The organism is Mycobacterium spongiae, from assembly GCF_018278905.1.
GTDB lineage: Bacteria > Actinomycetota > Actinomycetes > Mycobacteriales > Mycobacteriaceae > Mycobacterium > Mycobacterium spongiae.
Map to the genome: position 1 here is coordinate 3506617 of NZ_CP046600.1, position 17566 is coordinate 3524182.

Genomic DNA, 17566 nt, shown 5'->3' on the forward strand with positions numbered 1-17566 from the left:
TTAGCCTGGTGAAGCTTCTCAGCCTGCTGGACCAGATGTTCGCGCGGATGGAGACGCCGCGCACGCCGATGCACATCGGTGCGTTCGCGGTCTTCGACCTGCCCGAGGGGGCACCACGAAGCTTCACTCGCGACCTCTACGAGGCGATCTCGCAACTGGCGTTTCTGCCCTTCCCGTTCGACAGTGTGATCGCCGGCGGCCCCTCGATGGTGTACTGGAAGCAGGTACAGCCCGATCCGAGCTATCACGTCCGCTTCTCCGCTTTGCCGCATCCCGGGAGCGCCCGCGATCTCGGTGCCTTGGTCGAGAGACTCCATTCGACCCCGCTCGACATGACCAAGCCGCTGTGGGAGTTGCACCTCATCGAAGGTCTGGCCGACAACCAGTTCGCCATCTATTTCAAGGCGCACCATTGCGCGGTAGACGGCATGGGCGCGGTGAACCTGATCAAGAGCTGGCTAACCACCGACCCGGAGGCGCCCCCCGGCTCGGGCAAGCCAGAGCCGTTCGGCGACGACTACGACTTGGCCAGCGTGTTTGCGGCCACCACCACGAAACGCACGGTCGAGGGCTTTTCCGCGGTGAACGAACTCCTCGGCAGGCTGGTCAGCATGGCGCGCGGCGCCAACAGCTCGGTGCGCGCGGCACTCACCACCCCCCGCACGCCGTTCAATAGTCGGATCAACCGGCATCGACGGCTTGCGGTGAAGGTGCTGACGCTGCCGCGGCTCAAGGCGGTGGCCAAAGCCACCGGCACCACCGTCAACGACGTCGTCTTGGCGTCGGTCGGCGGCGCATGCCGGCACTACCTGCAGAGCCTCGATGCGCTGCCGAAAGACACCCTGACCGCCTCCGTGCCGGTGGGCTACGAACGCGACGCCGACACGGTCAACGCGGCGTCGGGTTTCGTTGCACCGCTCGGCACCTCGATCGGAGATCCGGCGCAGCGGCTGACCAGGATCTCGGCATCAACCAGCCGCGGCAAAGCCGAACTGCTGGCCATGTCGCCGAACGCTCTACAGCACTATTCCGTCTTCGGCCTGCTGCCGATCGCAGTCGGGCAATGGAGCGGAGCGCTTGGGGCGGTCCCTCCCCTGTTCAACTTCACCGTCTCCAACGTCGTGCTGTCCAAGGAACCGCTGTACCTTTCCGGCGCCAAGCTGGATGTGATAGTCCCGGTGTCGTTCCTGTGCGACGGCTACGGTCTCAACGTCACGCTGGTCGGCTACACCGACAAGGTCGTTCTTGGATTCGTCGGCTGCCGCGACACGGTGCCGCATTTACAACGACTGGCGCAGTACACCGGCGACGCATTCTGCGAGCTGGAGGCCGCCACCATCTCGGCGTAGGCCCTCGTCGATCGCCGTCAAGGCCGCAGCAAGAAGTCCAGTAGCCAATTGCGTTGCGGTTCCAACTGTTTTCTTAGTGACGGGCCGTACATGCTCTTCAGCTCGGACAGCGGCATGTGCAGCAGGCCGATCCCCGCAGCAAAGGCTGTGGTGGCGCGCTTTTCGGCCTCGGCGGCGTCAAACCCATAGTCACTGAACGCCTGTCGGGTGGCCTTGAGAATCCGGCGGTCGGCCGACAGCACGGCAGACGCGACGGAATCGTCGGAGCGCGCCCATTCCCGCATGGCTCTTTCCAGCTTGTAGAGTCGCGGCCTGACCAACAATGCCATCATTTGCGCGAGCCGCTCGCGCGGCGGAAGATCGCGCATCCCGTCGATTTGGTCACGATCTTCGTCGCGAAATTGCGACCAGGACTCGACAACCGCCCGGCGATAGCCGTCCACGTCCTCGAAATGCCAGTAGAAGCTGCCCTTGGTAACGCCGAGACGCGCGCAGAGCTGGTCGAGTTTGAGGCCGGTGAGACCCTCGTCGGCCAGAATCTCGAAGCCTGCCTGCACCCAATCATCAGCCGTCAGACGAACGTTTCCCGACTTGTGACGCGCCGCCATGACGCTGAGCCTACGTGAGATGCTACGCGAGGCGCGTGGAGCGACACAGCCATCGGAGCTGCGCGATCGAGGTCTACGGCCAGTCCGGGATGCGAATACCCAACTAAAAGGTACGGTGTATGCATGACTACCTTCACCGTCGGCATCACCGAGGCGCTGATCGAGCGGCTGGCGGATCGCGCGCAGGAGGCCGAGGACCTGCGCCGACTGCCTGCGGCCACCGTCGCTGACCTGACCGAATCGGGCTTCACTGAGCTGCTGAAACCGGCGCGATATGGCGGCCAGCAGGCCGACTTCACCGCAATCTTGAATCCCGCGCGCCGAATGGCGCATGGCTGCGCCTCGACAGCCTGGACCGCGGCGTTCTACACCCTGCACACCTGGATGCTGGCCCTATTCGACGACCAGGCCCAAAGCGAAGGGTTCGCGTCGCGGCCGTTCCTCGCATCGGCGCCGTTGGCACCTACCGGTCGCGGCATCACCGTCCAAGGCGGTATTCGACTGACCGGGCGATGGTCCTGGGCCACAGGTGTGATGGACGGCAACTGGGCCATCGTCGGCGCGGTCTGCGGCCCCGATGACGCCATCTACCCCGCACTGGCGCTGGTGCCCGCCGAAGACATCGGCATCGTCGATGTCTGGCAGACAGACGGGATGCGGGCCACCGGTTCCAACGACATCGTCATCGAGGACGTCTTCGTTCCCGCCCATCGGCTGGTCAAGGTCAGTGACATCTACGCCGGTACAACACCGGGAGCGCAGCTGTACGGCGCGGCGTGCTACCGCTGGCCGATGGTGCCCGCGCTCGCGCTGGTTGCTGCGATGCCCGCCTTGGGTGCGGCCGAGCAGGTCGAACGCATCTTCACCGAGCGGCTCTCAGAGCGCGTCCTCGCCTACGAGGGCAGCAAGCAAAAGGACAAACCGGCCGCTCAAGCACGCCTGGGCGAAGCCCGCGTCCGCCTGCGGGCACTACACGGGCTGCTCGCCGACACCACTGGGCGCATCGAGGAGCTGCTAGCGGCTGGGAGCCGCGTCCCGCGCCCGGTACGTGCCGATGCCCGCTTGGCGGCCGCGCACATCGTGCGGGAATCACGCGCGGTCATCGGCATCCTGCTCGAGGCGTCGGGCGCCAGCGCGCATTTCCTGAGCAGCCCGCTGCAACGGGCCAAACGCGACGTCGACGTGATGAGCGGACACGTGGTCTTCGACTACGACGTCAGTCGAGAATTGGCCGGCGCATTGGCGATCGGTCTCAAAGTATCGCCGATCGCCATGCTGTGAGCTAACGCCGGCCCGCCAGCCCGTCGATGTCGATGACTTCGCCGCGGTTGATGCTGACCCAATCACGCCCGTCGAGATACGGGCGCAGGCTCCGGGCGATGAGGTCGGCGTCGGCCGGTGACTTCGGCCGTTGCAATTCGTAGACATGCGGTAACTCGGCCATTCCGGTAATGACACCCCACAGCTTCAGGGCGTCAGGCCCCGTCGGCGGATCCACCAGTACCGGCCCAAACAGGCATTGTCCGTCCATAAAGAGCGTGGGTACACCGTATCCGCCCGCGTCGACGACCCGCTGGTGTTCAGCACGGACGTCATCGTGGGTGGTCGAGTCCGCTAGCGCCGCGTCGAGGATGGAAGCCTCAAGGCCCAGGTCACACAGCAGGCGTCGCGCGACCTCGGGGTCATGCGGTTTGCCGCCGACGGTGTGCAGTTCCTGACCAATCGCGGCGTACCACCGATCGAGCAACGACATGTCCGTTCGGCGCAGCAGCGCCCCGATTCGCATCAAGGACCACCCGTAGGACCAATCCCGCTCCCACGGGTGTTTCTTCCCGTCCTCGCGGTTGATCTCCTCCAAGCTGAAGAACCGCCAATTGACGGTGATTCCCAACTGCGCACGCACGTCACGGATCCACAGCGAGGTCTGGTAGGCGAATGGGCACATCGGGTCGAAATGGAAATCCACGGTGGTCATCGGACCTGGTTCCTCCGTCCAGAGATCCGCGATCTTCGACTGCGACGACCGACGGCTCATCGAATTGGTACCGCCTCCAGCTTAGAACGAGCGGATATGCAGGCCCCGGGGCTGCCGCCCGGGCCCCGATGACCATCGCCACCGTCGGATCCCACCGAACCCACGTTGCGGGAGGATGGGCTGGTGTTCGGACTTGTGGTCATCGTTGCGCTGGTTGCCACCGTGGTTGTCGGAACGATCCTGGGCCACCGCTATCGCGTAGGTCCTCCGGTGTTGCTGATCTCGCTCGGCGCTCTGCTGGGGCTCATCCCCCGTTTCGGGGCCGTCGAGATCGATGGCGAGATCGTGCTGCTGTTGTTCCTGCCGGCAATCCTCTACTGGGAGAGCCTGAACACCAGCTTTCGCGAGATCCGCTGGAACCTGCGTGTCATCGTCATGTTCAGCGTCGGTCTGGTGATTGCCACCGCCGTGTCGGTGTCGTGGACGGCGCGAGCCCTGGGTATGGAACCGCACGCGGCGGCAGTCCTTGGCGCGGTGCTCTCCCCCACCGACGCGGCCGCCGTGGCTGGACTGGCCAAACGCTTGCCGCGGCGAGCCCTCACTGTGCTGCGCGGTGAGAGCCTGGTCAACGACGGCACCGCTCTGGTCCTTTTCGCGGTAACCGCGTCCGTCGCGGTCGGCGGCGCCGAGGTAGGCCCGATCGAATTGGTCGGCCAGTTTGTTGGCTCCTACCTGGGCGGCGTCGTCGCTGGGTTGGTGGTCGGCGGACTGGTGACGTTGCTGCGCCGCACCATCGACGCGCCGCTCGAGGAGGGAGCCCTGAGCCTGTTGACGCCGTTCGCCGCGTTCCTGCTCGCCGATACCTTCGGATGCAGCGGGGTCGTCGCGGTCCTGGTGTCAGCCCTTGTCCTCACCTATGTCGGACCCAAGGTGATCCGCGCCCGCTCCCGCTTGCAGGCCTACGCATTCTGGGACATCACGACGTTTCTCATCAACGGGTCGCTCTGGGTCTTCGTCGGGGTCCAGATCCCAGGCGCGGTGGACCACATCTCCGGCGGCGAAGGTGGACTTCGCCACGCTGCGTTGCTGGGCCTGGCCGTCACTGGCGTCGTCGTCGCCACCCGGATCGTGTGGGTGGAACTCACCAACGTGCTGGGTCGCATCGTGGATCGGTGCATGAACAGGCCCACCCGTCACGTCGGCTTCCGCGCGCGGTGCGTGACCAGCTGGGCCGGATTCCGCGGCGCCGTATCACTGGCCGCCGCGCTCGCGGTTCCCATGACCACCCACGATGGTGCTCCGTTTCCCGACCGCAACCTGATCATCTTCGTCGTGTCCATGGTCATTCTGGTGACCGTCCTGATCCAAGGGAGTTCGCTGCCCGCTGTCGTGCGGTGGGCTCGACTTCCCGACGACATTGCGCACGCCGACGAAGTGCACTTGGCGCGCCGCCGCGCCGCGGAAGCGGCCCTTGACGCCCTGCCTATGGTCGCCAGCGAATTCGACGTGGCACCTGAGCTGCTGATTCGGCTGACGAAGGAATACGAAGAGCACGCTGAGCTCGTCCTTGCCGACGCGGACGCGTCGGCGCCGAACGTTCTCGCCGAGCGCAACGAGCTGCTACGGCGGGTGCGGCTGCGGGTACTCGAGCACCAGCGCCAAGCAGTGACCGCGTTGCGCAACGACAATCGCATCGACGACATCGTGCTGCGCGAACTGCAGATGGAGATGGACCTCGAAGAGGTGCGACTACTCGACCCCATGGAGACCAGAGACACCGCCTAGCAACAACTATTCGGTGCGGCCGATCTTGTTCGTAAATACCGTTGCTGCACAAGGATTCTCGCGGAGGAGCACCGTGCCAGCCGATACGCTTGGATCCTTGCCCGCAATAATTCGACCATTGCCGGACTCACATCGTCGGACGACTGAAGGACAGGTACCCCGATGGGCGCTGCGATTGCCAAACTGTCGGTAGCCACACCAGTAGTCACCATGGTGCCGGCAATCAGTGCCGACTGGGAGAAAAGCGCGGCGGTCGAAGACCTAGCCCAGATCGCCGAAACCGCGGACCGACTCGGCTACCACCATCTGACCTGCAGCGAACACATCGCACTGCCGGCAGCCGAACAACAGCGCCGCGGCACACGCTACTGGGATCCGCTGGCAACGTTGGGCTACCTTGCCGCGCGCACCAGGCACATCCGATTGGCCACCAACGTGGTGGTGCTTGGGTACCACCACCCACTGGAGATTGCCAAACGCTACGGCACGCTGGACGTCGTCAGCAACGGTCGGCTCATCCTCGGGGTAGGCGTCGGCTCCCTCAAGGAAGAGTTCGACCTCGTTGGCGCCGCATTCGACGACCGTGGTCCGCGCGCAGACGATGCGCTGCGGGCGCTGCGCGCCGCACTGTCGGTGCGCCAACCCGCCTACCACGGCGAGTTCTATTCCTTTAGCGGCATGGTTGTCGACCCGTGTGCCGTGCAGGATCACGTGCCGATCTGGGTGGGTGGACGCACGATGCGATCGCTGCGGCGAGCGGCAACCTTGGCCGATGGGTGGGCGCCATTCAACGTGACACTTCGGCAGGCGCGGAGCTGGCTGGGCCAATGGGATCTTCGGCCCGGATTCGAGGTCGTTCTCGCAGCACCATCACCGTTGGATCCGATCAACGAACCTCAGCGGGCGCGCGACCTTCTCGCAGAGACAGCCGCCCACGGCGCCAGCATCATCAGCACTACCTTCACTCACACCTCGCTACAGCACTATCTCGAGAACTTGGCGGCGCTGACCGAGTTGAACACCGCGTGACCCTCCCCGCCAGGCGGCTGAGCCGTTGCAGACCTCTGACCTTGACCGTAACCCAATCGGGGCGAATCGCGCCCAGTCCATGGCTCGCTTCGCAGGCCAATCCGGCCTATATTTCTCCTGGCTATGAGCAGGAGGAGCAGGGATGACGAATCCGCGCCACGGCGAGAGAACCGCTATCGGCGTCGCCGTGCTGGGCGTGTTGGTGCTAGCAGCCGCCACACCGGCCTGCTCCAGACAGGCCGAGCCAGCCGCTACCGAGAGCCCGAGTGAGGCTCCGGTGTCAGCAACCATCATGATGGACGGGCACACGCACACGATTTCCGGAGCCGTCGAGTGCCGCACCCGGCGGGCGCAACCGACCGCCACGCCTGTGGAATACGGGAATCAGACCACGGAAGTCAGCGCTCAAGACGATTCGGCGTCATTGTCGTTTTCTTTCTCCGACGCCACGCCACCCGACGTCAATGGTTTCGCCGTTTCCCTCAAAGTGGACGGCGGCAGCTACGAGATGCCCTATCAACCCGTCCGGTCTCCTACCCAACTCGAGGCGAGCAGGCAGGGCAAGAGTTACACGGTGACCGGGACCGGCCAAGCGCTAGCGCCCGGCCAAAGCGTCGCCCGCGAGTTACCGTTCGGGGTTCACGTAACCTGTCCATGATCAATCATGTTGTGTGACAAGGAAGTTAGCCGTTGCCGGTGAAACACACGGACTCAGCACGTGAGCAGGTCTTGATCACCACCACCGACCTCGCACACCTCATCCAGGCGGGTTCTCCCATCGCACTCCTGGATGTGCGCTGGCGACTCGATGAACCTGACGGACATGCCACCTACCTGCAGGGACACCTGCCCGGCGCGGTTTACGTGTCACTCGAAGACGAACTCAGCGATCACCACATCGCCGGCCGCGGCCGCCACCCACTACCGTCCGGACACAGCGTGCAGGCCGCCGCGCGTCGTTGGGGAATCGGCAACGATACGCCGGTCGTAGTCTACGACGATTGGAACAGGGCCGGCTCTGCCCGAGCATGGTGGGTGCTGACCGCGGCCGGGCTGGCGGATGTACGCATACTCGACGGCGGCCTGGCTGCCTGGCGCTCGGCCGGAGGCAGCATCGAGACGGGCCCGGTGAATCCGCTGCCCGGGAATGTGACTGTGCGGCACGATGATTTGTACACGGGTGCCCGGCCCACCTTGACCGCGCAACAGTCATCCGCCGGTGGTGTCGTGCTACTCGATGCCCGGGCGCCGGAACGCTTCCGCGGCGAGGTCGAGCCCGTCGACGCCGTTGCCGGTCACATACCCGGTGCCAAGAACGTTCCCACCGCCGCCGTCCTGGCCAGTGACGGTACCTTTCTTGGCAGCAGCCAGCTGCGCCAACTGTTTTCCGGAAAAGGCATCGACCACGACAGTGGCGTCGGCGTCTACTGCGGCTCCGGCATCACCGCCAGTGTGACTGTCGCGGCGCTCACCGCGACAGGCCATGAGGCCGCAATGTTTCCCGGGTCGTGGTCCGAGTGGAGTTCGGATCCGGCCCGCGCGGTGAGCCGAGGCCCTGAGTAGGTTACCTTGGGACCGCCGTTCCCGGACCAACCTTTGCCAGCAACTTCTCCGACGCACGCCCCGGGTACCCAACGGTGAAACACGGTCGGACAAACGAAGGGAACCGGTGGCGACGTCGAAAGCTCGCTGGGTTAGCCAGCGCACACGGGAGTGCAACGGTCGAGGCCGGACCCCCGTTGGGTTCGGTTACCCCGTGGCTGCCATCGGGCTGGTGCTCAGCCTGGCCGCCTGCACATCGGCCTCGCGGGATGCAGCAGCCCCGGCCCACCGCGACGCGCGTCCGGATGCGGCGGTGCCCGACGCATTTACCCCCCTCGTTGTCGAGCCGATCAGCCGGCCGACGTTCCCTTTCCCGGGCACGGACAACAAGTATCACGTGGCTTTCGACGTGCAGATCACCAACGCCACCGGGGTGCCAGCCAGCCTCACGGCCGTCGATGTGGTCGACGCCCACGATCCGTCCAGGACGCTGGTCTCGTTCTCCGGCACCGACCTGGTGGACCCCGCCTGCAGCTATGGCGGCTGCAACCGGTTGCGATTGCTCCCCGCCAAGCCCGCCCCCGACTCGAGCATCCCCCCGCGCGCGTCGCGGTCCTTGTTGATCGATTGCGCGTTCGCAGACGAGGCGCAGTTTCCCCGAAGCGGTGATGCTGCGGTTGCATGGCACCGGCGCGACCGCCCCCGGGTCCAAGACCCCGAACCCGATCGACACGTTGGGCGCTGTGTTCGACATATCGGCGGGCCCGCCGCGGGTGATCAGCCCACCGGTGCGGGGCGATAACTGGGTGGCGTTCAACGGATATGCCAGTCCGGGATGGGGCCACCGCGACGCGATTCTGCCGGCAAACATGACCCTCAACAACAGCCAGCGTTTCGCCATTGATTGGAAGCAGGCCAACGACCATGGCGACTTCTACGCCGGCGACCGGACCCGCAACGAGAGCTACGTCGACTACGGATCTCCCATCTATGCGGTGGCGGACGGCACCGTGACCTCGACGCTGGACGGCGTGGAAGCCAACGTGCCAGGCATCCTGCCCGCATCGGACCCCGTCCTTGCTGCGACGTTGACGATAGACAATGTCGACGGCAACCACATCATCATGGACATCGGCTCCGGCATCTACGCCATGTACGCCCATTTGGTCAGGGGATCGCTGCTGGTGAAGCCGGGCGACAAGGTCAAGAAGGGACAGCAGATCGCGGCGCTGGGCAACACGGGTAATTCCAGCGCATCGCATCTGCATTTCCAGCTCATGGATGGCCCGTCGCTGGGAGAAGCCGACGGCGTCCCCTACGTGCTGGACAGCTTCGACTATCAGGGGCAGATTGGCGAGGCAGCGGTCTGGGATGCCGACAATTACCTCAGCGGTTCGTTTTTCGGCTCGCAGCGCCTGCCGGCCCCAGAACAGCGGACCAACCAGCTACCCGTTCTGCTGGCGCTCGTGAACTTTCCGCAGAACTGAACGACGCTAGCGTGGTTGGTCGTGAGCGCCGACGCGACACCCAATCCCCTCGAAGAACCCACGCTTGAACAGCTGCGGCGTCGCACCAGCATGAAATGGCGCGCGCACGCCGCCGATGTGCTGCCGATGTGGGTCGCCGAGATGGACGTGAACCTCGCACCATCGGTGGCCGACGCCCTCCATAGGGCCATCGATGCCGGTGACACCGGATATCCCTACGGAACCGCGTACGCGGAGGCAGTCAGTGAATTCGCCGCGGAGCGTTGGCAATGGCACGGGTTGGCGGTCAGCCGTACCGCCATCGTCCCCGACGTCATGCTCGGTGTCGTCGAAATGCTGCGTTTGGTCACCGATCGGGGCGACACCGTCATTGTGAACTCACCGGTGTACGCCCCTTTCTATGCCTTTGTTTCCCACGATGGCCGCCAGGTGCTCGAAGCACCGCTCGGCCCGGACGGGAGGCTGGATCTGGGCATGTTGGAGGAGAGCTTTGCGCGGGCGCGCGCCTGTGGTGGGAAAGTCGCCTACTTGTTGTGCAATCCCCATAATCCGACGGGAGCGGTGCACACTGCGGACGAGCTCAGCGGCGTCGCCGAACGCGCCCGCCGGTTCGGCGTCCGAGTGGTCTCTGATGAGATTCACGCGCCGATGGTGTTGTCCGGGGCGCGATTCACTCCCTATCTGAGTGTCCCCGGCGCGGGGAACGCTCTCGCGCTCACGTCCGCCTCGAAGGCGTGGAATCTGTGCGGGCTCAAGGCCGCGGTGGCCATCGCCGGTCCCGAGTCGGCCGCGGACCTGCGCCGGCTTCCGGAGGAGGTCAGTCACGGTCCTAGCCACCTGGGCATCATCGCGCACACCGCGGCTTTCAGGACCGGCGGCGATTGGCTCGACGCACTGCTGGCCGGGCTCGATGCCAACCGAACATTGCTGGGCGAACTGGTCGCCGAGCGCCTACCCGGAGTGCAGCTGCTGCGTCCGCAGGGCACCTACCTTGCCTGGCTGGATTGCCGTGGGATCGGCGTCGGCGACGAAAAGACCGACGGGCTTGCGGTGGTGTCCGATATGTCCGGGCCAGCCCGCTGGTTCCTCGACAACGCCCGTGTCGCGTTGAGTTCTGGCCATGTGTTCGGCACTGGCGGAGGCGGGCACGTGCGGATGAACTTCGCGACGTCCCGGGCAATTGTCACCGAGGCCGTGTCGCGGATGAGTGAGGCACTCAAAGGCCGAACTGGTCCTCGATAACGCCGAGCCAGATCTGCGCCGCATCGATGGCAACCTTCTCGCTGATGAAGGCGTGCTGGGTTCCGGTGTACATGTCACGGAACGCCCGTTCCAAGCGACTGCCCTCGCGGATCGAGCTGGTTCCGGCAACAAGATGTGCCCATTGGGCGCAGCTGCGGCTGATATCGGTGGCATAGACGGCGGCCGCCCGCATATCGGCACGCATGGCCGGGGTCAGCTCGTCACCATCGGCAACAGCGGCCTCAGCGGTGGTGAAGGCATCAAGCACCAGCAAGCGAGCGGCCCGCCACGCCGCGACATGGTGTGCCAGGCCTTTCTGGAAGGTGGGGCGACTGGCCAAGGACGCCATGTCGCTCATGCGGTACTTGGTTGCCGCCAGTTCCGCGACGTCGTCGAGCATGCTCTTGGAGACCCCAAGCGCCCACGATGCGTGACCGGCGGCGGTTACCGGCATCAGCCCCATGCGGGTTGCCGGTGAGCCGCCTCGGCGCGGCTCGCGGGTGAACAGCGGAAACGTTCGCCAATGTGGCACAAATATGTCTTGGGCGCTGTAGTCGTAGGAGCCCGTTCCCTTGAGCCCCTGCACATGCCAACCGTCGTTGAACGTGATGTCCGCCCGTGGAACAACCGCGATCTGCATGTCCGGGACGCCTTCGCTGATCCAGCGCATCTCGCCGTTGTCCATCGGGAAGAACCCCGCCGCGATGTATTGCGAATGGCCGGTGCCTGAGCCGAAGCTCCACGACCCGCTCAACCGGTAGCCGCCGTCGGTGGCAGCCCCGTGCCCGTTGGGGAAGAATTGCCCGCCCATCGTGACACGGTTGTCGTGTGCGTCGAACACCTCGGCAAAGCCTTCGTCGGGCAAGTACGTCGCGGCCGCAAACCTCGACGGCAAGTTGGCTATGCCGATCCAGCCGAAAGAGCCATCTTGCCAAGCCATTTCGATCCACGTTTCGATCATCTCGGCGAACGACGGCTCCACGCCACCGGCGGCCACCGGGCTCAACGCCGCCATCAGCCCGGTGGACCACATCTCGTCGACGATTGCACTGGTTAGGGTACGCATCCGCTCGGATTCGCCGGCCTCGGCGGCCACCAGCTCACGCATGCCGCGTGCTAGCGAAACGACCTGGCCACTCACATCGGTTGTCGACGTCATCTGATGTTCCTATCGCTGCCCAACGACCCGAACACTACGCCGCCGGCATCACCCATCAGTCCGGTAAGCCAAACAGCGAAACCACGTCATGATCGCGGCCAGCCGTGTAGCCGCCGTCGACAGCAATGGCCTGACCGGTGACAAAGGAAGCATCGGGAGACAGCAGAAACGCCGCTACGGCCGCGATCTCTTCCGGGCGACCCAGCCGTTGCAGGGCATGCTCCTTGGTGATCGACGCCAGCGGACCCGCCATCTCCGGCTGCCCCAAGACGCTGTCAGTCATCGGCGTCGCGATGAACCCGGGGCAGAGTGCGTTCGCCCTGATGCCGCTCGGGCCGTAGTCGAGCGCGATGTTCTTAGTCAACAACACCACCCCGCCCTTGGCGGCGTTGTAGGCACTGCCGCCCGCCGTGCCTTCGAGACCCTCGATGCTGGCGAGGGTCACGATCGAGCCACGCTCGCCGTCAACCCGAGGCTGTTCGATCATGCGGGCTAGCGCCGCTTTGGCCACCAGGAACGTCGCGGTGAGGTTGATCCCAATCACCCGCTGCCATTCGGCGTCGTCGAGCAGATGGACCGGGCCGCCGCCGGCAACGCCCGCCGAATGCACAACACCGTCAAGCCGGTCGGGCACGGCGGCCAGCACGGCCGCGACCGCGGTTTCGTCGGTCGCGTCGGCCCGCACGAAGGTGAAGCCCGGGCCGAGATCGGGCGGCGCGGACAGGTCGGTGCCCACGACGGTGCCGCCTTCGTCCAGGAGGCGCCGGGCAGTCGCCAGACCGATGCCCGACGCCGCACCCGTCACCACGAACGTCCGCGACCGGGCACGGTCAGCGTTCAACATGGCCGGTCCTGTCTGAGAGGTCGAGCGGCCCTGGATTGCACAGCCAAGGCGGCCGACCCCGCGGCGGCCGCATTAGTTGGACAGGTGAAGTCTGCCACTCTCGCCGGCGCCCCGATCGTGTTTTCGCAATGAAAGTTCGCCTGATCCGCCCAGCGGTGCGCGCTACTGCTCCAGCGCCCGGGCGCAGGCGGACAGGATCCTCAGAAAGGTCGAGCGTAGTAACCGGCTGCTGAGCGCCTCCGTCAGCGTGCCTCCCACATAAACCGGGTGGGTGTAGTTGCTCCGCCAGTCGACGTGGGTGCCGTCCCCCGATGGAGTGAACGTCATGGTGCCACCCCGGTGATCGAACCTGGGGAACGCGCGAACGATGAGGTAGGAGTAGCTGTGGGGCCGATCGTAGGCGGTGATCTCCTCGCGCCCCCACATGCCAACTCCGGTCACCTCCCGAAAGGCTCCCGCGCCGGGTTCGCAACCCTTCGCGTACCCGGCCTTGAGCACCAACGGCGCGGTGGTGAAATTGACCGGGTCGGCCAGCCAGTCGAAGACCTGTTCAACGGGTGCGGCGATCGTCCGCTCGACATGAATCTCGACCATGAGCTCGCCGCCTTCGCACGAACCGAATTCTGCCCGACATGCTAGACCCCCGCCGACCGGCGACGGCTGGCTGGCCCCGGCCGGGGCTGGCGGCCGGATGATTCGAATAGATTCGGATCCATGGCATCCGAAGCCGACCAGGTCGTCGGCATCTACCAACGCCATGCTGACGCGTGGTCCCGTGACCGTGGCGATGAGCTGCGCGAAAAGCCTTGGCTTGACCGGTTTCTGGCTCTGCTGCCGCCGCGTCCCACGGTGCTCGACATCGGATGCGGCAATGGCGCGCCGATCGCCCGCTACCTTGTCGAGCAGCAGTGCCGGATGACCGGGGTGGACGCCGCAAGCGCGATGATCGCCCGGTGTCGCGATCGCTTCCCGGAACACGAATGGCTCGTCGCCGACATGCGCGCCGTGGCGCTGCATCGCCGGTTCGACGGAATCGTTGCCTGGAACAGCCTTTTTCACCTCCCGGCCGAAGACCAACGGCAGATGTTCACCACTTTCGGCGACCACGCCGCACCGGGTGCCGCTGTCATGTTCACCAGCGGCCCCGCGGCCGGGGAACAGGTTGGCACCTATCGGGGCGAGCCGCTCTACCACGCCAGTCTCGACCTCGACGAGTACCGCGCGCTTCTGCACGACAACGGTTTCGACGTGGCAACGCAGGTGGTCGAAGATCCCAGCTGCGGGCGTCATACGATCTGGCTGGCGCAGCGCACGTAGCCACGGCTCCTGCCGATCTGGGGCCGATGCGCCCCCGCCGCACGTGGGCCAGTAGACAATGGCACCTGCAAGACGGCCACTGGACGACGGCCCGAGGCGCGGGCAAGCTGGCGGTGACACCGGCGCAACGCCATCGAAGCAGTCGATCGGAGAAGCAGATCATGGAAGTCCTCAGAACCCCGGAGTCCCGGTTCGAGAACCTGGTGGGCTACCCGTTCGCCGCGCACTATGCTGACGTGGCGGCGAGCGACGGCCAGCCGCTGCGGATGCACTACGTCGACGAGGGCCCGCCCAGCGGCCCGCCGGTGGTGCTGCTACACGGTGAACCGACCTGGAGCTATCTGTACCGGACGATGATTCCGCCGCTCGCTGCCGGGGGACACCGGGTACTCGCACCCGACCTCATCGGCTTTGGCCGCTCCGACAAACCCAGTCGCCGTGAGGATTACACCTACCTGCGGCATGTCGAGTGGGTAACGGCTTGGTTCGAGAGCCTCGAACTGACGGAGGTCACGCTGTTCGTACAGGACTGGGGGTCACTGATCGGGCTGCGTATCGCCGCCGAACAGGGTGACCGGATCGCGCGCCTGGTGGTGGCCAACGGCTTCCTGCCCACAGCGCGGACACGCACCCCTGCGGCCTTCTATGCCTGGCGGGCTTTTGCGCGGTACACCCCCGTTCTCCCCGCCGGCCGTTTGGTGAACTTCGGCACCGCCACCAAGGTGCCCGCGGAGGTGCGCGCCGGCTATGACGCACCGTTCCCTGATAAGACATATCAAGCTGGAGCCCGGGTGTTCCCGCAATTGGTGCCCACCTCGCCCGACGATCCGGCGATTCCGGCCAACCGGGCGGCATGGGACACGTTGGGGCGATGGGACAAACCGTTCCTCGCCATCTTCGGATCTCGCGACCCGATCCTCGGGCGAGCGGACGGACCCTTGATCGAGCACATCCCAGGCGCGGAGGGCCAGCCGCACGCCCGCATCAACGCCAGCCACTTCATCCAGGAGGACAGCGGAGAAGAACTGGCCCGACGAATTCTCGCCTGGCAGCCGATCTCGCGCTAACCGCTTGGCGCTGCCGTTCGTGCCTGGCGCCAATCCTCATACAGCAGCTTGCATCCCAGGTACCCGAAGATGAGGGGGAACACGAAGTACTGGTATTGGGTCCACACCAGCGCGAGCAAGGTGTCGGCGACCCCGCCGGGCATGTTCTCGAAGCCACCGAACACTTCACTGAAGGAGAAGATGAAGGTCGCCACGACGGGCTCTCCGGCTCCCAACACCGGGATCAAGTACCGCATTGAGGAGCGCTTCTTGTTGAGTCGCCAGAACGCCAGGGCGGTCGCGACGTTGATGAAGGCGTAGATCTCCAGGGTGAAAAACGTCGAGTTGTGGTTGACCGTACGCAGGTCGACCGACCCGAACGACGCCAGATCCCACCAGTACATGTGCAGGACGTTCTCGCGGATCCAGGGCGTATAGGCGATGACATCGCCGAGGGTATTCAGGTCGTGAAACACGAACGGAGAGAAAATCACCCACGGAATCTCCCAGAGCAGGTTCGTCATCACATAGGACACCATCCAGAGCACCAGGCACTCGTGGAACAGCGCCATGCGGGGGCGGTGTCTGGCGCCCGGGAGCAACAGCGGGATGAACCATCCGTTGAGCCAGATACTGATTCCGTAGAGCGAGGCTTTGGTGCTCGTAGTGAAGTCGATGGCGCCCAGATAGAACAGGGTCGCCATGACGCCGGTTGCGCCCCAGAAGACGGCGGTCCAGATCCCAAAGGCTCGCCAGGTCCGAGGTGACACCCGGCGCTCCTCAACGGCGACCGGTTCGGCCCGGTCGAGATCGAAACTTGTCAATCTGCTCGCGGCAATGCTCTTGGACGTGCTCGTAGTAGCGCTCGTAGTACTCATGCCCGGCCCGCAATCTGGTTCGTCAGCCCTGGGTACTCCGCCTCCAGTGGCCCTTGCCAATGTCGAAATATCGACATATCGTTCGATATTATGACAGAGAGCGTAACCGCGCCCCCGATACGGAGTCAAGGCGCGTCACCGCCCACGGAGCGGGTGATCGCGGTGATCGAGCTGCTCGGCCGCAATCCGAACAAGCAGTTCTCCTTGGCCGAGATCTGCCGCACTCTGGGCATCAGCCGTGCCACCGGTCATGCGCTGCTGACCACATTGGCCGCTCACGAGTGGGTAATCAGGGACCCGGCAACTGCGCACTACAGTTGGGGCCCGGCCATCTCTGCGCTGGCCAGGCCGGCGAACACGCCGCTACACCGGGGCGCCCTGCAGGCGTTGGCCGCCGCCACTGGCACACAGGTCATGCTGGCGCGCCGGGAGGGCACCACACTGGTGGTGACCGATACCGTCGGCGAGTGTCCACGCGGACCGAGGGTCTGGCGCGGGATGCGAACACCGTTCGTCCCCCCGATCGGACGCGACTATGTCGCCTGGTGGAGTACCGATGCTCAGAATGAGTGGCTGGAGGCCATTGGAACGCCGAGCCGGCAATTCAAGCAGCGAATGACGGACGTGTTCCGCGCAATTCGGCAGCGCGGCTTCGTCGTCGAACGGCTGACGCACCAGTACGTGCGGGTCTACTCCGCGCTGCGGGCGCTGAGCGCTGACGGCCAGGTCGACGAGATCACCGCTCATCTGGCCCGCGCCTACGCTGATCTCGCCGTCATCGACGTGTTGGATGACGAACTGATTGCCGGCGCGACACACAGCGTAGCCACGATATCCGCTCCGATCCGCGACCCCGACGGTACCGCGATGATGACGGTCATGGCCGCGGTGTTTACGACTCTCGACGGTGACGCTATCCGTAGTTTGGGTGCGCAACTACGCGACTCTGCGCGGGAAATCGAACAGCGCATCGGAGCCGATCACGTTGTGCCCCAGGCCTTGACGTCGGACTAATCAGCGATCGGACACGTTCGGCTGTGGCTACTCGTCCTTGAAGAGGAAGTCGGGCGGACCCGCCATCGCAGTTCCGGCGCAGACAACGCCCAGGCCGGTCAGGGCCGCGGAAATGGTGACAAACTTCCAGATCGCGGGGCTTCTCATCGTTGGGGTCCCTTCCTCGCTACCCGCGCATTTCGCGGTCACGTTCAGATTTCCCGACCGATGTGAGTACTAGCGAAGATCACCATGAGAGGTCTCTCATCTGCCCTGTGCCCGGCGATGGTGGCCGTCGCGGCTGTCCACAAG

Annotated in this window: 18 protein-coding genes; 12 read left to right on the forward strand and 6 right to left on the reverse strand. The window is 65.2% G+C overall.

All coding sequences use genetic code 11. The annotated features are described in order from the left end of the window. The first annotated feature begins 8 nt into the window (after positions 1-8). The gene (locus tag F6B93_RS14210; protein WP_211695666.1) at positions 9-1349 is read left to right on the forward strand and encodes a WS/DGAT/MGAT family O-acyltransferase; all 1341 of its coding nucleotides are present in this window, start codon (positions 9-11) and stop codon (positions 1347-1349) included. A gap of 17 nt (positions 1350-1366) precedes the next feature. Here F6B93_RS14210 and F6B93_RS14215 read toward each other — a convergent pair whose 3' ends face one another. Then, the gene (locus F6B93_RS14215) at positions 1367-1957 is read right to left on the reverse strand and encodes a TetR/AcrR family transcriptional regulator (RefSeq protein ID WP_211695667.1); all 591 of its coding nucleotides are present in this window, start codon (positions 1955-1957) and stop codon (positions 1367-1369) included. Positions 1958-2080: 123 nt separating this feature from the next. Here F6B93_RS14215 and F6B93_RS14220 point away from each other — a divergent pair, with 123 nt between their 5' ends. Further along, complete coding sequence (locus F6B93_RS14220) at positions 2081-3238, forward strand: acyl-CoA dehydrogenase family protein (RefSeq protein ID WP_211695668.1); 1158 nt, start codon at positions 2081-2083, stop codon at positions 3236-3238. Between the two features lies 1 nt (position 3239). On the opposite strand, the gene F6B93_RS14225 is transcribed toward F6B93_RS14220, so the two are convergent. After that, positions 3240-3932 (reverse strand): mycothiol-dependent nitroreductase Rv2466c family protein, encoded by a 693-nt coding sequence (locus tag F6B93_RS14225; protein WP_211695669.1) that lies wholly within the window; start codon positions 3930-3932, stop codon positions 3240-3242. Positions 3933-4115: 183 nt separating this feature from the next. On the opposite strand from F6B93_RS14225, the gene F6B93_RS14230 reads away from it, so the two are divergent. The 7 genes from F6B93_RS14230 to F6B93_RS14255 all read left to right on the forward strand — a co-directional run bounded on the left by F6B93_RS14230 (position 4116) and on the right by F6B93_RS14255 (position 11017). Then, on the forward strand, positions 4116-5717 hold the full coding sequence (locus tag F6B93_RS14230; protein ID WP_211695670.1) for a Na+/H+ antiporter: 1602 nt from the start codon (positions 4116-4118) through the stop codon (positions 5715-5717). Positions 5718-5879: 162 nt separating this feature from the next. After that, positions 5880-6746, forward strand: a complete 867-nt coding sequence (locus F6B93_RS14235) for a TIGR03619 family F420-dependent LLM class oxidoreductase (protein ID WP_211695671.1) — start codon at positions 5880-5882, stop codon at positions 6744-6746. A 142-nt stretch (positions 6747-6888) separates the two neighbouring features. Then, positions 6889-7404 carry a lipoprotein LpqH gene (locus F6B93_RS14240; protein WP_211695672.1) on the forward strand — a complete coding sequence of 172 codons (516 nt, stop codon included), beginning with the start codon at positions 6889-6891 and terminating at the stop codon, positions 7402-7404. A 38-nt stretch (positions 7405-7442) separates the two neighbouring features. Next, the gene (locus F6B93_RS14245; RefSeq protein ID WP_211695673.1) at positions 7443-8309 is read left to right on the forward strand and encodes a sulfurtransferase; all 867 of its coding nucleotides are present in this window, start codon (positions 7443-7445) and stop codon (positions 8307-8309) included. Between the two features lie 193 nt (positions 8310-8502). Next, entirely contained in the window at positions 8503-9090 is a 588-nt protein-coding gene (locus tag F6B93_RS22945; protein WP_246540774.1) for a hypothetical protein, read from the forward strand. A gap of 4 nt (positions 9091-9094) precedes the next feature. Then, positions 9095-9775, forward strand: a complete 681-nt coding sequence (locus F6B93_RS22950) for a M23 family metallopeptidase (RefSeq protein ID WP_246540776.1) — start codon at positions 9095-9097, stop codon at positions 9773-9775. 90 nt (positions 9776-9865) lie between these two features. Then, positions 9866-11017 (forward strand): MalY/PatB family protein, encoded by a 1152-nt coding sequence (locus F6B93_RS14255; RefSeq protein ID WP_211699497.1) that lies wholly within the window; start codon positions 9866-9868, stop codon positions 11015-11017. Here the strand turns inward: F6B93_RS14255 and F6B93_RS14260 are convergent. The 3 genes from F6B93_RS14260 to F6B93_RS14270 all read right to left on the reverse strand — a co-directional run bounded on the left by F6B93_RS14260 (position 10992) and on the right by F6B93_RS14270 (position 13614). Further along, a complete protein-coding gene (locus F6B93_RS14260) occupies positions 10992-12176 on the reverse strand; it encodes an acyl-CoA dehydrogenase family protein (protein ID WP_211695674.1) in 1185 nt (394 codons plus the stop codon). The genes F6B93_RS14255 and F6B93_RS14260 overlap by 26 nt on opposite strands. Positions 12177-12231: 55 nt before the next feature. Further along, on the reverse strand, positions 12232-13020 hold the full coding sequence (locus tag F6B93_RS14265) for an SDR family NAD(P)-dependent oxidoreductase (RefSeq protein WP_211695675.1): 789 nt from the start codon (positions 13018-13020) through the stop codon (positions 12232-12234). 162 nt (positions 13021-13182) lie between these two features. Further along, a complete protein-coding gene (locus F6B93_RS14270; protein ID WP_211695676.1) occupies positions 13183-13614 on the reverse strand; it encodes an SRPBCC family protein in 432 nt (143 codons plus the stop codon). Positions 13615-13734: 120 nt separating this feature from the next. On the opposite strand from F6B93_RS14270, the gene F6B93_RS14275 reads away from it, so the two are divergent. Beyond that, a complete protein-coding gene (locus F6B93_RS14275) occupies positions 13735-14337 on the forward strand; it encodes a class I SAM-dependent DNA methyltransferase (protein WP_211695677.1) in 603 nt (200 codons plus the stop codon). Positions 14338-14498: 161 nt separating this feature from the next. Then, complete coding sequence (locus F6B93_RS14280) at positions 14499-15404, forward strand: haloalkane dehalogenase (RefSeq protein ID WP_211695678.1); 906 nt, start codon at positions 14499-14501, stop codon at positions 15402-15404. Here F6B93_RS14280 and F6B93_RS14285 read toward each other — a convergent pair. Then, positions 15401-16153 (reverse strand): hypothetical protein, encoded by a 753-nt coding sequence (locus tag F6B93_RS14285; RefSeq protein ID WP_246540777.1) that lies wholly within the window; start codon positions 16151-16153, stop codon positions 15401-15403. The two genes, F6B93_RS14280 and F6B93_RS14285, sit on opposite strands and share 4 nt — an antisense overlap. 198 nt (positions 16154-16351) lie before the next feature. Here F6B93_RS14285 and F6B93_RS14290 point away from each other — a divergent pair, with 198 nt between their 5' ends. Next, positions 16352-17275, forward strand: a complete 924-nt coding sequence (locus tag F6B93_RS14290) for an IclR family transcriptional regulator (RefSeq protein WP_211695679.1) — start codon at positions 16352-16354, stop codon at positions 17273-17275. The last annotated feature ends 291 nt before the right edge of the window (positions 17276-17566 follow it).

Bases quoted from the DNA above. Each gene is read 5' to 3' on its own strand.
- F6B93_RS14215 (WP_211695667.1), bottom strand. From the start codon at position 1,957: ATGGCGGCGCGTCACAAGTCGGGAAACGTTCGTCTGACGGCTGATGAT.
- F6B93_RS14220 (WP_211695668.1), top strand. From the start codon at position 2,081: ATGACTACCTTCACCGTCGGCATCACCGAGGCGCTGATCGAGCGGCTG.
- F6B93_RS14225 (WP_211695669.1), bottom strand. From the start codon at position 3,932: ATGACCACCGTGGATTTCCATTTCGACCCGATGTGCCCATTCGCCTAC.
- F6B93_RS14235 (WP_211695671.1), top strand. From the start codon at position 5,880: ATGGGCGCTGCGATTGCCAAACTGTCGGTAGCCACACCAGTAGTCACC.
- F6B93_RS14240 (WP_211695672.1), top strand. From the start codon at position 6,889: ATGACGAATCCGCGCCACGGCGAGAGAACCGCTATCGGCGTCGCCGTG.
- F6B93_RS14255 (WP_211699497.1), top strand. From the start codon at position 9,866: ATGAAATGGCGCGCGCACGCCGCCGATGTGCTGCCGATGTGGGTCGCC.
- F6B93_RS14260 (WP_211695674.1), bottom strand. From the start codon at position 12,176: ATGACGTCGACAACCGATGTGAGTGGCCAGGTCGTTTCGCTAGCACGC.
- F6B93_RS14265 (WP_211695675.1), bottom strand. From the start codon at position 13,020: ATGTTGAACGCTGACCGTGCCCGGTCGCGGACGTTCGTGGTGACGGGT.
- F6B93_RS14270 (WP_211695676.1), bottom strand. From the start codon at position 13,614: ATGGTCGAGATTCATGTCGAGCGGACGATCGCCGCACCCGTTGAACAG.
- F6B93_RS14275 (WP_211695677.1), top strand. From the start codon at position 13,735: ATGGCATCCGAAGCCGACCAGGTCGTCGGCATCTACCAACGCCATGCT.
- F6B93_RS14280 (WP_211695678.1), top strand. From the start codon at position 14,499: ATGGAAGTCCTCAGAACCCCGGAGTCCCGGTTCGAGAACCTGGTGGGC.
- F6B93_RS14290 (WP_211695679.1), top strand. From the start codon at position 16,352: ATGACAGAGAGCGTAACCGCGCCCCCGATACGGAGTCAAGGCGCGTCA.